General features: G+C 64.5%; 12 protein-coding genes. 2 read left to right on the forward strand and 10 right to left on the reverse strand.

The features are described from left to right. Positions 1–15: 15 nt before the first annotated feature. The 7 genes from fabI to J2T57_RS00745 all read right to left on the reverse strand — a co-directional run bounded on the left by fabI (position 16) and on the right by J2T57_RS00745 (position 8,128). On the reverse strand, positions 16–789 hold the full coding sequence (gene fabI, locus J2T57_RS00715; protein ID WP_253472738.1) for an enoyl-ACP reductase FabI: 774 nt from the start codon (positions 787–789) through the stop codon (positions 16–18). Between the two features lie 29 nt (positions 790–818). Beyond that, the gene (locus J2T57_RS00720) at positions 819–2,564 is read right to left on the reverse strand and encodes a PHA/PHB synthase family protein (protein WP_253472740.1); all 1,746 of its coding nucleotides are present in this window, start codon (positions 2,562–2,564) and stop codon (positions 819–821) included. Between the two features lie 88 nt (positions 2,565–2,652). Next, positions 2,653–3,531 carry a mechanosensitive ion channel family protein gene (locus J2T57_RS00725; protein WP_253474184.1) on the reverse strand — a complete coding sequence of 293 codons (879 nt, stop codon included), beginning with the start codon at positions 3,529–3,531 and terminating at the stop codon, positions 2,653–2,655. 41 nt (positions 3,532–3,572) lie between these two features. Beyond that, positions 3,573–4,367 carry a DUF432 domain-containing protein gene (locus J2T57_RS00730; protein ID WP_253472743.1) on the reverse strand — a complete coding sequence of 265 codons (795 nt, stop codon included), beginning with the start codon at positions 4,365–4,367 and terminating at the stop codon, positions 3,573–3,575. Between the two features lie 71 nt (positions 4,368–4,438). Beyond that, complete coding sequence (locus J2T57_RS00735) at positions 4,439–4,876, reverse strand: MaoC family dehydratase (RefSeq protein WP_253472746.1); 438 nt, start codon at positions 4,874–4,876, stop codon at positions 4,439–4,441. A gap of 70 nt (positions 4,877–4,946) precedes the next feature. Next, on the reverse strand, positions 4,947–7,442 hold the full coding sequence (locus J2T57_RS00740) for an ABC transporter permease (protein WP_253472749.1): 2,496 nt from the start codon (positions 7,440–7,442) through the stop codon (positions 4,947–4,949). After that, positions 7,439–8,128 carry an ABC transporter ATP-binding protein gene (locus J2T57_RS00745; RefSeq protein WP_253472752.1) on the reverse strand — a complete coding sequence of 230 codons (690 nt, stop codon included), beginning with the start codon at positions 8,126–8,128 and terminating at the stop codon, positions 7,439–7,441. Before J2T57_RS00745 ends, J2T57_RS00740 begins: the two co-directional genes overlap by 4 nt. Between J2T57_RS00745 and J2T57_RS00750 the strand changes: the two genes are divergently transcribed. Next, on the forward strand, positions 8,127–8,762 hold the full coding sequence (locus J2T57_RS00750) for an arylesterase (RefSeq protein ID WP_253472755.1): 636 nt from the start codon (positions 8,127–8,129) through the stop codon (positions 8,760–8,762). The genes J2T57_RS00745 and J2T57_RS00750 overlap by 2 nt on opposite strands. A 27-nt stretch (positions 8,763–8,789) precedes the next feature. On the opposite strand, the gene rdgC is transcribed toward J2T57_RS00750, so the two are convergent. From rdgC to purE, 3 genes are read right to left on the reverse strand one after another with little or no spacing between them, the layout of a single operon-like run. Further along, entirely contained in the window at positions 8,790–9,698 is a 909-nt protein-coding gene (rdgC, locus tag J2T57_RS00755; RefSeq protein WP_253472757.1) for a recombination-associated protein RdgC, read from the reverse strand. Between the two features lie 44 nt (positions 9,699–9,742). Beyond that, positions 9,743–10,885: a 5-(carboxyamino)imidazole ribonucleotide synthase gene (locus J2T57_RS00760; RefSeq protein WP_253472760.1), complete on the reverse strand. Its 1,143-nt coding sequence runs from the start codon at positions 10,883–10,885 to the stop codon at positions 9,743–9,745. Next, positions 10,882–11,370: a 5-(carboxyamino)imidazole ribonucleotide mutase gene (gene purE, locus J2T57_RS00765; RefSeq protein ID WP_253472763.1), complete on the reverse strand. Its 489-nt coding sequence runs from the start codon at positions 11,368–11,370 to the stop codon at positions 10,882–10,884. The genes J2T57_RS00760 and purE overlap by 4 nt, the downstream gene beginning before the upstream one ends. 176 nt (positions 11,371–11,546) lie before the next feature. On the opposite strand from purE, the gene dxs reads away from it, so the two are divergent. After that, positions 11,547–13,463, forward strand: coding sequence for a 1-deoxy-D-xylulose-5-phosphate synthase (gene dxs / locus J2T57_RS00770; RefSeq protein WP_253472766.1), 1,917 nt, complete (start codon positions 11,547–11,549; stop codon positions 13,461–13,463). Positions 13,464–13,466 lie beyond the last annotated feature (3 nt).

Genomic DNA, 13,466 nt, shown 5'->3' on the forward strand with positions numbered 1-13,466 from the left:
AGGCAAACGCAATGACTAACCGACGATGTGGTAACCGGCATCGATATAGGTTGTGTTGCCTGTCAGGGTACGCGCCCGGTCGCTGACCAGAAAGGCCGCCGCCGCACCCACGTCGTCGATATCCGCGAGCTGGTACTGGGGTGCGCGCTGGCGACTGCGCTCCATGAGTTCGTCAAAACGACTGATCCCCGAGGCCGCACGGGTCTTCAGCGGCCCCGGCGACAAGGCATGAACGCGGATACCCCTGGGCCCCAGTTCTGCCGCCATGTAGCGGACGCTGCACTCCAGCGCCGCCTTGACGGGGCCCATGAGGTTGTAATCCTCCACCACCTTCTCGGCGCCATAGAAACTCACCGTAAGCAGGGTGCCACCCTGGGGCATCAGCGGCTCCGCCAGGTGTGCCATGCGCATGAAGGAATGGCAGGAGACATCCATGGCGGTGAGAAAGCCGTCCCGGCTGCAATCCACCACTCGGCCATGGAGGTCTTCCCGCGGGGCGAAGGCAATGGAGTGCAACAGGAAATCGAGGCCGCCCCACTGCTCGCGTATCTGTTCGAACAAGCCTTCAAGCTGGCCCGGTTCGCGCACGTCGCAGGGTGCGAACAACTTGCAGTCGAGTTCGGTGGCCAGCGGCTCAACGTAACCCCGGGCCTTTTCGTTCACGTAGGTCAGAGCCAGTTCAGCGCCCAGGTCGTGAAACTGGCGCGCACAAGCAAAGGCGATGCTGTCGCGGTTGGCAATACCGATGACCAGACCGCGCTTACCCTGCAGAGAACAGAAATCCGGCAATGTGACCTCCTGATGGTTGAGAAACCGCTTCAGCTTTCCAGTACATAGGTGCCCGGCGCCGGAGCGAGTTCCGCCGGCTCGCGACCCGGCACACCTATGGCTGGCGGCGGCTGCCGTCGGCTGGTGGAGCGATCGCGCAACCAGCGCTCCCAGACCGGCCACCAGGAGCCGGCCTCCACTGGTGCGGTTTCGGCAAACCGCTCCGCCGGTACCCAGGGGTCGGTGGCCTTGCGGGCAATGATCTGGTGCGTCCGCCTTGGATGATCCGCCGGCGACACGATACCGGCATTGTGACCGCCAGAGGTCAGCAGGAAGGTCACGTCCGTACGCAGCAGGCGATGAACCTTGTAGGTGCTCTGCCACGGGGCGACATGGTCCTTCTGCGTGCCCACGGCAAACACCGGAGCCTTGATATCCCCCAGGTGAACGGGCTGGCCGTCGACCTCGTAGCGGCCCTCCACCAGGTCATTCCGCAGGAACAGCGAGCGCAGGTAGTCGGAATGCATCCGTGCCGGCATCCGCGTGGTATCCGCATTCCAGGCCATCAGGTCGAACACCGGCGAACGTTCACCCAGCAGATAGTCATGCAGCAGACGCGACCAGAAGAGATCCTGGGAGCGCAGCAGCTGGAAGGCGCCGGCCATCTTCCGCGCGTCGAGATAGCCGTCTGCCCACATCACGTCTTCCAGGAAAGTCACCTGGCTCTCATCGATAAAGAGATCCAGCTCACCAGGCTCGCTGAAGTCCACCTGGGCAGCCAGCAGCGTCATGCTGCCGAGACGCTGGTCGCCGCCCCGGGCCATGGTGGCGGCGGCGATACTGAGCAGGGTGCCGCCCAGGCAATAGCCCACCGAATGGATCGGGATCTCGGGATGAATCGCGGCAACCTGGTCCACCGCCTCCAGCGGCCCCAGGCGGAGGTAGTCCTCCATGCCCAGGTGGCGCTCGCCGTGACCAGGGTTCTTCCAGGAGATCATGTAGACCGTGTGTCCGCGCTCCACCAGGTAACGGACCAGGGAATTCTCCGGCCGCAGGTCGAGAATGTAGTACTTCATGATCCAGGACGGACAGATCAGAACCGGCTCCCGGTAGACCGTACCCGTGGTAGGCGCGTACTGGATCAACTCCATGAGTGGGTTGCGATGAATGACACTGCCCGGCGTGACCGCAAGCTCATGGCCGACCCGGAAATCCTCGACACCCACCGGAGGCTGTCCGGCCAGTTGCCGCATGGTGTCTTCCTGCCAGTTGAGAAAGCCGCGCACCAGGTTCAGCCCACCCTCCTTGCGAGTGCGATTGAGCACTTCCGGATTCATCCACGGCAGATTCGAGGGAGACACCATGTCCAGCAGCTGACGCGCCGTGAACGAGACCACATCCTCGTGATGCGGGGTCATGCCCCGGACGTCTGTGGTCGCATGGCGCCACCACTGCTCGGTGAGCAGAAAAGCCTGTTGCACCGGGTAGTAGGGCCAGACCTGCCAATCGGTGGCGGTAAAGCGCTCATCGCCGGGTAGCGGCTTGATGATCGGCGGCGGTGCGCCACCCCCGCTCATCGCCGCGAGCCAGGCTGAATAGCGCAGACTGTTATTGCGGATGTTATCTGCCAACTCGTGCCGCTTGGCCGGCGAGGCTGTCAGGTGCAGCAGCCAATCCGTGCCCGCCAACGCAAGCGCGTAGGGTGAAATGCCGCTGGTCCAGCGGCCGATCAGGGCGTGGAGCATGCGATCGGTGAAATGGGCATCCTGCCCGAATTGATTCAGGCCGTCGTTCATTGTGCCTCCCCGGGTCACCGAGATGTGCTCACATTAAGCATGTCACGTTCCCACGGCTTTGCACGGTAGTGCATTGATGTGGATCATTTCATCGTTGAGCGCCGCCCTCACCCTCGATGTCATTCCCTGAACTGGCGGGATCGCCAGCATGCCCATCCGCCGGCGGCGACTGCGTTGTTCGCACCGGAAAAGGTTGCGTCTCGCTGCCGGTGTAGAGGCTGAGATGGGGGAACGGAATCTCGATGCCATGAGTCTCGAAGGCGGTCTTGATCTCGTCGGGTATCGAGTTGCGCAGGTCGAGGAAATTCTCCCGCCGCACCCAGGCAGAGAGCTGCAGATCCACCGAAGAATTGCCGAACCCCTGGAAGATGACCAGCGGCTTGGGCTCCTGCAGACACAAGGGATTGCGCTCGGCAATATCCAGCAACACCTTGCGAACCCGGGCCAGGTCCTCCCGGTAGGCGACGCCGAGCTGCAGATCGTAGCGGCGGATGGGAAATCGGGAGAAGTTCGTGACCTGGCTCTTGACCATGGTTTCGTTGGGAATGCGGACGAACAGGTTGTCGAAGGTCCGCAGCTTTACCGACAACAGATCAATGGCCAGCACTTCACCGGTGTTGTCCGCCACCTTGATGGTGTCGCCGATCTGAAAGGGCCGCTCCGCGAGCAGGAAAAGCCCCGAGATCAGGTTGGAGGCGGAGGTCTGGGATGCAAAGCCGATGGCCACGGACAGGATCCCGGCGGCGCCCAGCAGCACCCCCAGCTTGAAACCCAGCTGGTGCAGCGACGAGGCGATGATCAGCGCTGCCAGGAAGTAGAAGACGAAACGCTGGATCAGCGTCGACTGGTGCACGCCCACCCGTTTGCCGATGGCACGGCTCACCGTTCTGGAGAGCAGCCGCGCAGCCACCAGCCCCACCACCAGGATCAGCAAAGCCTGGAAGATACCCAGCCAGTTGATTGCCATGAACTGTTGCCAGAGCAGATCGGTCACGACGTCATCTCTCCTCAGAACAGGGCGCTGAATGCGCGGACCATGGCATTGCGTGGCGACAATTCCCGGGCCCCGGCAACCAGATCGGCCGCGTCGGCCTCCTCCGGTGCTCCGCGACCGAGTTGCAGCTCGGCCATGTCGCCACCCTCCTGCCGCAGCAAGGTCACGTCCTGCGTCCACAACCAGCCCGGGCCACGGGAGCGGTACAGGCTGAGGCTGGAAACCGGTAGCTTGACCCGGTCCAGTGGCAGTGCGTCCTTGGCCCGGTTACTGATGACCAGCGGGGTGATGGCGCGATAGGGCAGATAGGGGTGATCGGAGACATTCAGGCGACAGCGGCTGCGTGTGGCGTAGCAGAGCATGCCCTCACGGGTGTTGGGGCCGAACCAGGTATCGGACAGCCGGTAGCTCGCGAACTCCGTCAAGGTCCGGCCCGGATCACCCGCCGACAGGCTGACCCAGAGCGGATAACTGAGGTAGAAGCGCACCGACTCGCCGCCGGGGATACTCACCGGGCTGGCGGGGCTTGAGACGATGGGGCGGTCCGGCAACAACAGGCCGATATCCAGACGCCGGGATTCGTCACTGACCAGGAAACGTTGCACCTTGCGGTCTTCCACATCCGCCTGGCGCTCCTCGAACAGGTCCAGTTCCACCGACGGCGAGTAGGGGTCGCCACCGGTCTCCACCCGCAGGCGCCACTCGTGGTAGGCGCGATTCACCCAGAAACTCAGCGGGCCAACCCGCCAGGTCCTGGTGTGATGGGGCTCGAGGTTGAATTGACCGAACCACTGGCTGGTGTCCGACACCGCTGGCCTCCTGTGACATGGAACTCGCGGAGGTTAGCATCCGGCTCGCTCCGGTGGGAGGGCGCATGCGCCTACACCGCTGGCGCAGTCTCTCGTGGCGGTACCATCATCACCGCCTCGCCCGTCAATACAGGGGCGCCGCGAACCAGACAGGTAGTGTCGAACACGACCATGTGCTTGTGGGTCTTGAGTTCCCGCACGACGACGCGGGCCGTGACCGTGTCACCGATCCGAACCGGCGCCTTGAAGTGCAGGGTCTGATGCACATAGATGGCGCCCGGGCCTGGCAGGTCCATACCCAGCACTGCCGACAGCAGGGAGGCGGTAAACATGCCGTGGCCAATGCGCCCCTGGAAACGGGTGCTGCTGGCGAATTCCTCATCAACATGCATGGGATTGTAGTCGCCACTCATGCCGGCAAAGGCAACCACGTCCGCCTCGGTCACGGTGCGGCCGCGGCTCGCGCTCAGGCCCACTTCCAGTTGCTCGAAGGTATAGCCGGTGGTCATGACGACAGGTTCCCCGTACCGCGGATGTTGCGCTGCACTACACCCAGCATACTGAATGGAGCCCGGGTCGTCAGCCCTCTTCGCCCCCTTTCAGCAGCCGCATCGGTGAAACCAGCACCAGACGGCGCGTGGCCGCAACACCGGCCAGACTCACCACACCGGCACCGGCGATGACACCGAGCACCGGCAGCCAGTAGTTGAAACCGTACTCCAGCTCGAACAGGCCATTGGCCATGGCGTATCCGGCACCCGAGGCGCCTACGCCCGCCAGCAGCCCGGCCGCACCACCCAGCAGCACGAATTCGACGAGGTTGATTCGGCGAATCAGGCTCCGGCGACCACCCAGCGAACGCAGCAGGGCGCTTTCGAACTGACGCTCCTCCCGGGTCACCTGCAGGGCCGCGAGCAACACCACCAGACCGGAGAGCAGTGTCAGCAGCGCCATCAGCTCCACCACCCTTGCCCCCTGCTCCATGATGGATCTGGCGGTATCGAGGATTGCGCCGATATCGATCAGCGTGATGCTGGGGAACTCACGAATCAGCACGGACAGGAACCGGTTGTCCTCCGGCGGCAGATAGAAGCTGGTGATGTAGGTGGCCGGCGCCTCGTCCAGCAAGCCCGGGGAGGCGATCACGAAGAAGTTGACGTTGAAACTGTCCCACTCCACCTCGCGCAGGCTGGTGATCCGACCGCTGAACTCGCGGCCACCGGCGTCGAAGCGCAGTTCGTCACCAACACCTACCCCGAGACGTTCGGCAATGTCGGTCTCCATGGAGAATTCGCCGCTGTCGCCGTTGGCCGCCGAAGCATTCCACCAGCTGCCGGCGCGGATGCGGTTATCGGACGGCAGATCCTCGAGCCAGGAAAGGTTGAACTCCCGGCTCACCAGGCGGCGGGTCCGGGCCTCGGTGTAGTCATCCGGCCGGATATCCCGCTCGTTGATGCCCACCAGCCGCCCACGCACCATGGGCACCACCTCGGCGTCGATACCCTGGGCGGAGAGTCGTGCGGCGACATCGTCCGCCTCTTCCGGCTGGATGTTGATCAGGAAGTAGTTGGCCGCGTCGTCCGGCACCCGATCCTGCCAGGTGGCGAGCAGGTCCTGTCGCACCACGGACAGCAACAGCAAGGCCATCAGGCCGAGACCCAGGGCCATGATCTGGATACTCGCGGTCCACGGGCGGCGGGCCAGCCCGGAGAACAGCAGGCCGATCCCGGCGCGCCGGTGCCGCGCACGACGCAGGGAGAAGACGATACCCGCAGCCCCCAGCGCCAGCAGGCCCAGGGTGCCGATCACGGCAATAAACACATAGGCGGCAAGACGCAACTCCTCGGCCTGCCACCACATGAGCAGGAAGATGGCTGCCAGCGCGCTGACATAGGCCCATCCGCCGCGGAACAGATTGTCACCAAGGTCACGCCTGAGCACCCGCAGGGGCGGCACATGGCGCAACCGCAGGATGGTGGGCAGTGCAAAGCCGAGCAGGATGACCTGGGCCGCCGCAATACCGGTCAGACCAGGCCGCAGACTGGGTGGGGGCAGATCCGGCAGCAGGTCCGCCAGCACACCCAGCATGAGCAGGTGCACACCGTAGCCAAGAATGGTGCCAACAACCCCCGAAGCCAGGCCGAGAAACACCATTTTCCAGCCCAGCATCCAGCCAATCTGGGCGCCGGTCGCACCCAGGCAGCGCATGATGGCCACGCGGTCCAGATGGCGCGATGCATAGCGCCGAATGGTGAGCAGCATGGCCACGCCACCGACCACGACCGTCAGCAGGGCGCTCAACCCCAGGAAGCGTTTTGCCGCGTCCATGATCTGTTGCACACCGGGCTGGCCTTCGCCGGGGGTCTCCAGGCTGATGTGCCGGCCCAGCTCACCGCTGACACCGTCCACCCAGGTGCTGACAGCCTCGCCGCTGCCGGCCACCAGCAGGCCGTAGCGCACCCGGCTTGCATCCTGCACCAGCTCGGTGGCCGCGACATCGTCCAGATTCATCATCAGGCGCGGAGCCAGATTCTGGAAACCACCACCCCGCGCCGGCTCGACGAACACCACACCACTGATCCGGAACGTCTCCGCGCCGAGTTCCACCTGATCACCGACGGCGGCATCCAGCTGAATGAGCAGCCGCGGCTCCGCCCAGACCTCACCGCGGGGGGGAATGCCGTCGGCGACCCGGCGGTCGTCGTCGGGGTGATCACCCACCTGCATGGCGCCCCGCAGCGGATAACCCGCCGAGACCGCCTTGATGGCAGCAAGCTGGGTCATGTCGTCGAGCAGTACGACGCTGGGGAATTCCAGCGTTCTCGCGGTGGACAGGCCGAGTTCGGCTGCACCGGCATCGAATGCCTCGGGAATGGCACGATCGGAGATCAGGGCGCGGTCGCCGCCAAGCAATTCCGCGGCCCGACTTTCGGTGGCAGCTCCGACCCTGTCCGCCAGCCAGGCCACCGCCGTGATGGCGGTGACGGCCAGTACCAGGGCCAGCGCCAGCAAACGCAGCTCACCGGCCCGCCAGTCCCGGACCAGAAGCTTCAGCGCGTAACGGGCGGGATTCATGCAGCTGCCACCAGTTGACCATCATCCAGGGAAAGCACTCGCTCGCATCGCTGGGCGAGTTCCGGGTCGTGGGTGACCAGCACCAGGGTGGTACCGTAGTCCTGGTTCAGGCTGAACAGCAGGTCCTGGATGCGATGACCGGTGTCCCGGTCCAGGTTGCCGGTGGGTTCATCGGCCAGCAGCAGGCGCGGTCGCGTTACGAAGGCACGGGCAATGGCCACGCGCTGCTGCTCACCGCCGGAGAGCTGCTTGGGATAGTGGCCGAGGCGGGCGGCAAGCCCTACCTGCCCCAGGACATCCCGCGCCCGGGGCTCGGGGTCGCTCTCGCCGGCCAGTTCCAACGGCAGCATCACATTCTCAAGCGCCGTGAGACCACCCAGCAGATGAAACGCCTGGAAGACGAAGCCCAGTTCCCGCGCCCGCACGCCGGCACGGGCATCCTCGCTGAGGCTGGTGAGGTCGGTATCGCCGATGTACACCCGACCCCGGCTGGGAACATCCAGCCCGGCCAGCAGTCCCAGCAGGGTCGATTTCCCCGAACCCGAGGCGCCCAGTATGGCCACAGTTTCCCCCGGACCGATGTCGAGGCTAAGATCCTCGAACAGGCGTATGGCGCCGTCCGGACCGTTGAACATCATGCCCAGTGCTTCAGTTCGCAGAATGCTTTGCCCGTTGTTCGCTGTCATGACCACCCTCAAGTCGGCGGGCCTTCGCCTGCCGTTGCTGTTGCTGTTGCTCGTCCCCGTGATGGCCGTGGTGCACGCCGACACCCGGACTGTGCTGGTCGTCGGTGACAGCCTTTCGGCTGCCTACAACATGGACCGGGACCAGGGCTGGGTTCATCTCCTGCACCAGCGGCTCGAGAGCGAACAGCCGGGCTGGAACGTCGCCAACGCCAGCATAACCGGGGATACCACCCGCGGCGGACTCAGCCGCCTGCCCGGGGCGCTGGACGAACATCGCCCCAGCATCGTTATCATTGCGCTTGGTGGCAATGACGGCCTGCGCGCCCTGCCGCCGGTGGAGATCCGCAACAACCTGGAGCGCATGATCGAACTCAGCCGCGAAGCCGGTGCCGAGGTCATGCTGGCCGGCGTGCGCATTCCCGCCAATTACGGCCCAGCCTATTCGCGACGCTTCGAGCAGGTATTCCACGACGTGGCCGATGCCGTCGATGTGCCACTGCTGCCCAGCATCCTCGCCGAAGTCGAGGAACGGGCCGACCTGTTCCAGGGGGACGGTATTCATCCATCAGAAGCCGCCCAACCGGTCATCCTGGATAATGTCTGGACGGTGCTCAGACCCATGATCCGGGGCTGAAGTTCGATCAGCCCCGGCCGGGCGCGATCAATCTGCTGTCGTGTCCTGCATGACTTCCATCAGCCGCGGAATCAGCCCGGCCAGTTCCAGGGTCATGATGGAAAAGTCGCTATCGAACCGCTCCGCGGCGCTGTCGGCCTCGCCATCGGCGGTGTCTTCCTGAACCACATCATTGAAACGCAGCCGTTTCACGCTCATGTCGGCGTCAAGCACGAAACTCATACGCTCCCGCCACTGCACGGCAACACGGCTGACGCGCTTGCCCGCCTTGAGGTGGGCGGCAATCTCGCTGGCGTGCAGATCCTGCCGCTTGCAGCGCACCTCGGCACCCTCCAGCTGCGGGTCGGTGAGCACGCACTCATCACCCAGCTCGAAGTCCGACGGCATGGCTTTCCCGGACACCCAACGGGTCATGACCGCCTGGGGTGCCGTGTCCAGTTGCGGCGGTGCGATGGGCAGGCTGCCCAGCACCTCGCGCAGGTGCTCGGTGACTTCTTCGGCCTTTTTCCAGGTGGCGGCGTCCACCACGATCCAGCCGTCCCGCGGATCGATGTAGGCATAGGTACGACGGCTACGACTGAAGGCCCGCGGCAGAAGATCGAGAATGATCTCGTCCTTGAGCCGATCCTTCTCGCGCTTGCGGACCTTGCGCATCTCCTGGGCCTCGATGGCGCCGACTCGTTCATCCATGGTCTCTTTCACCACCGAGGCGGGGAGCAGCTTGCTCTCCTCCCGCAGGCAAACCATGAGATAGCCGTTGGCGGCATGGACCAGTTGTTCATGCCCATCGCCAAGGGGCGGCGCAAAGCCTGCCGACTCCTGGTCGAGCTTGCCACAGGGCTGGAACGGATCCGCCGCCAGTCGCTCCTCAAGCGCTTCGGCATCGTAGGGGAAGGCGGTTTCGAGCTTGTACAGGCACAGATTCTTGAACCACATGCGAGAGCGGTATCCCTATCGGTTGAGAGTTTGCAGGGGTGTCGTCAGCGAGCCCCGGTGAGGGCGGCACGGGCGGCGATGGCACGTCGTCGGGCGTCGTCCCGGTCGCTGCCGAAGGCAACGATATGGCCCATCTTCCGGCCGGGTGCCGGCGGCGTCTTGCCGTAGAGATGCAACTTGACCTGGGGATCAGCCAATGCCGCGTCCCAGCGCGGCTCACCGGTGGCCCAGAGATCCCCCAGCAGATTCACCATGGAAGCAGGCCGCAGCAATTCCGTACTACCCAGCGGCAGGCCACAGACTGCACGCAGCTGCTGCTCGAACTGGCTGGTCATGCTGGCATCGAAGCTGAAGTGGCCGGAATTGTGGGGTCGCGGCGCCAGTTCGTTCACCATCAGGCTGCCGTCACTGCCAATGAAAAACTCCACGCAGAGCACGCCGACCAGGTCCAGCGCCTCGAGTATGCCGCGGGCGACTTCCACCGCCTCTCGCGCCAGCCTCGGGGTGACAGGAGCGTCCGGGGTGGAGACGTCGAGTATGTGATTGTGGTGGTCGTTCTCCACCACACCCCAGTGACAGAAATCGCCGTCCAGACCCCGGGCGGCGACCACTGACACTTCACGTTGGAAATCGATGAAGGCCTCGAGTACCGCCTCATGCGCATCAAGCTTCGCCCAGGCGCCGTCCAGTTCGGCTTCGCTGCGAACCACCACCTGGCCCTTTCCGTCATAGCCAAAACCTGCAGTCTTGAGGACCGCTGGCAGGCCGAGTTCCCGGGCGGCCATCCGCAGGCTGGCGAGATCGGTCACGGCGCGAAACGGGGTGACCGGAAACCCACGGTCCCGCAGAAAGCACTTCTCCCGCAGGCGGTGCTGGCAGACGTGCAGTACGGAGCCCGCCGGGCGCACCGGCGCATGCCGCGCGGCGCAGTCGGTGGTTGCGGACAGGACATTCTCGAATTCGAAGGTCACCACGTCCACGGCGGCGGCAAAGCGCGCTACCGCGTCCAGGTCGTCGTAGTCGGCGGTGATTTCAACATCCGCCAGGTGGCCGGTGGGGGTATCGCTGGCCGGCGACAAGGTATGGACGCGATAGCCCAGACGACGCGCAGCCATGGCCAACATGCGCCCGAGCTGCCCGCTGCCGAGGACGCCGATGGTGGATCCAGGCGCAATCACGCCACTCACGGCAGCTTGTCCTCCCCAACCCTTTGTGCCTGGCGCTCGCGGAAAACCTTCAACTGGGCACGCAGGCCATCATCGTGATTCGCCAGGATCGAGACGGCCAGCAGGCCGGCGTTGCGAGCACCAGCACTGCCAATGGCCAGCGTGCCCACGGGCACGCCGCCGGGCATCTGCACGATGGAATACAAAGAGTCGATACCCTTCATGGTGCGGCTCTCCACCGGGACACCGAGCACCGGTAGCGTCGTCAGCGCGGCAACCATGCCAGGCAGGTGGGCGGCACCACCGGCTCCGGCGATGATGACCTGCAGGCCGCGGTCTTCCGCCTCACGGGCATATTCGACCATGAGATCCGGGGTGCGATGGGCAGACACGATACGGCATTCGTGGGCGACCCCGAATTCCGTCAACACCTCGTCGGCGTGGCGCATGGTCTCCCAATCGGAGCGGCTGCCCATGATGACACCGACCAGCGGACTATCCTTCATGTTCGACTCCAGGCGGAAAAAGCCCTGCATTTTACGCGCCTTCCTCCGCCGATTGCCATGCCCGGGAATCGCAACCCGGGCATGAATCAACTCCGGTGACTGTGGTCTACTGCAGGCGGGGCACAAAGAGCCATGCCATAATGCTCGAAGAGCACGAAGGGGTGAGGTAGCCGACAATGAGCCGTTCTGACTTTCCGCTGCTGGCGGGCATCGATTCGCCGAGCGATTTGCGCGACCTCCCCGAACAACGACTCCCGGCAGTCGTCGATGAACTGCGGGGCTACCTGCTGGAGAGTGTCTCCCAGAGTGGCGGCCATCTTGGTGCCGGCCTTGGCACCGTGGAACTCACCGTCGCCCTGCACTACATTCTCAACACCCCGGATGACCGCATCGTCTGGGACGTGGGTCACCAGACCTATCCCCACAAGATTCTCACCGGCCGCGCCGACCGCCTCGGCACCATCCGCAAGGACGGTGGCCTGGCCCCGTTCCCGAAACGCGAGGAAAGCCCTTACGACACCTTTGGCGTAGGGCACTCCAGCACCTCCATCAGCGCGGCTCTGGGCATGGCCCTGGCGGCCGAACAATCGGGGAGCCGCCGCAAGGTCGTCGCGGTCATCGGTGACGGGGCATTGACGGCGGGCATGGCCTTCGAGGCCCTGGACCACGCCGGTGATGTGGACGCCGACCTGCTGGTCATCCTCAACGACAACGAAATGTCCATCTCCCCCAATGTGGGCGCCCTCTCCAGCCATCTGACCCGGTTGCTGTCCGGACCGCTCTATAACAGCCTGCGGGAAGGCAGCAAATGGATGCTGGATCAGGTGCCGCCGGTCAAGGAACTGGCACGGCGCGCAGAAGAACATGTGAAAGGCATGGCGGTGCCTGGCACGCTGTTCGAAGAGCTCAACTTCAATTACTACGGCCCGGTTGACGGCCATGATCTGCCAACCCTGCTGCCGGTGCTGCGCAATCTCGTCAGGCAGCGGGGCCCACGCCTGCTCCACGTCGTCACGCGCAAAGGCAAGGGTTATGCGCCGGCTGAAGCCGATCCGGTGAAATACCACGGCGTGAGTCCGTTCGACCCGGCCAAGGGTATCGCCGCCGGGTCCGGCGGCGCCAAGAAGGCCATGAGCTACAGCGCCGTGTTCGGGCGCTGGCTCTGTGATGCCGCGTCGGCGGACGCCCGGGTGGTGGGCATCACACCGGCCATGCGGGAAGGCTCCGGCATGGTGGAGTACGCCGAGCGTTTCCCCGAACGTTACTTTGATGTGGGCATCGCCGAACAGCATTCCGTCACCCTGGCGGCAGGCATGGCCTGTGACGGCCTGCGCCCCGTCGTTGCGATCTACTCCACCTTTCTGCAACGGGCCTATGACCAGCTGATCCACGATGTGGCCATCCAGAACCTGCCGGTGGTTTTCGCCATCGACCGGGCTGGACTGGTGGGCCCCGATGGCCCGACCCATGCCGGCAGCTTCGATCTCAGTTACCTGCGCTGCATTCCCAACATGACCATCATGGCACCCGCCGACGAGGCGGAGTGCTATCGCATGCTCAGTACCGGCCTGGAGATCAAGGGGCCCTCCGCGGTGCGCTATCCCCGTGGCAACGGCATGGGCGAAGCGCTTCCGGATGGCCTGGAGACACTGCCCGTGGGCCGCGGCGAGTTGCGTAGTGAAGGCCGTGAAATCGCCATTCTTGCCTTCGGCAGCATGCTGCAACCCGCTCTTGAAGCTGCCGAAGAGCTTGATGCAACAGTAGCCAACATGCGCTTCGTCAAACCACTGGACACAGATCTGATCCGGCGCCTGGCGGAAGAGCACGCACTGCTGGTCACCGTTGAAGAGAATGCCGTGGCCGGCGGTGCGGGTTCTGGTGTGCTGGAGTTCCTCCAGGCCGAGCATCTCACCGTACCGGTGTTGCAGCTCGGGCTTGAGGACGAATATCTGCCCCATGGCTCCCGGGAGGCGCTGCTGGCAGAAGCCGGACTGGATGCGGCCGGCATCGCTGCAGCGATCCGAAAGCGGCTGGCAGGCACGGCAAAACGTGACCGACTTCGCAGTATCGATGGCGGGGCCGGCGCATCCTGACCG

The sequence above is a fragment of the Natronocella acetinitrilica genome, assembly GCF_024170285.1.
Classification (GTDB): domain Bacteria; phylum Pseudomonadota; class Gammaproteobacteria; order Nitrococcales; family Aquisalimonadaceae; genus Natronocella; species Natronocella acetinitrilica.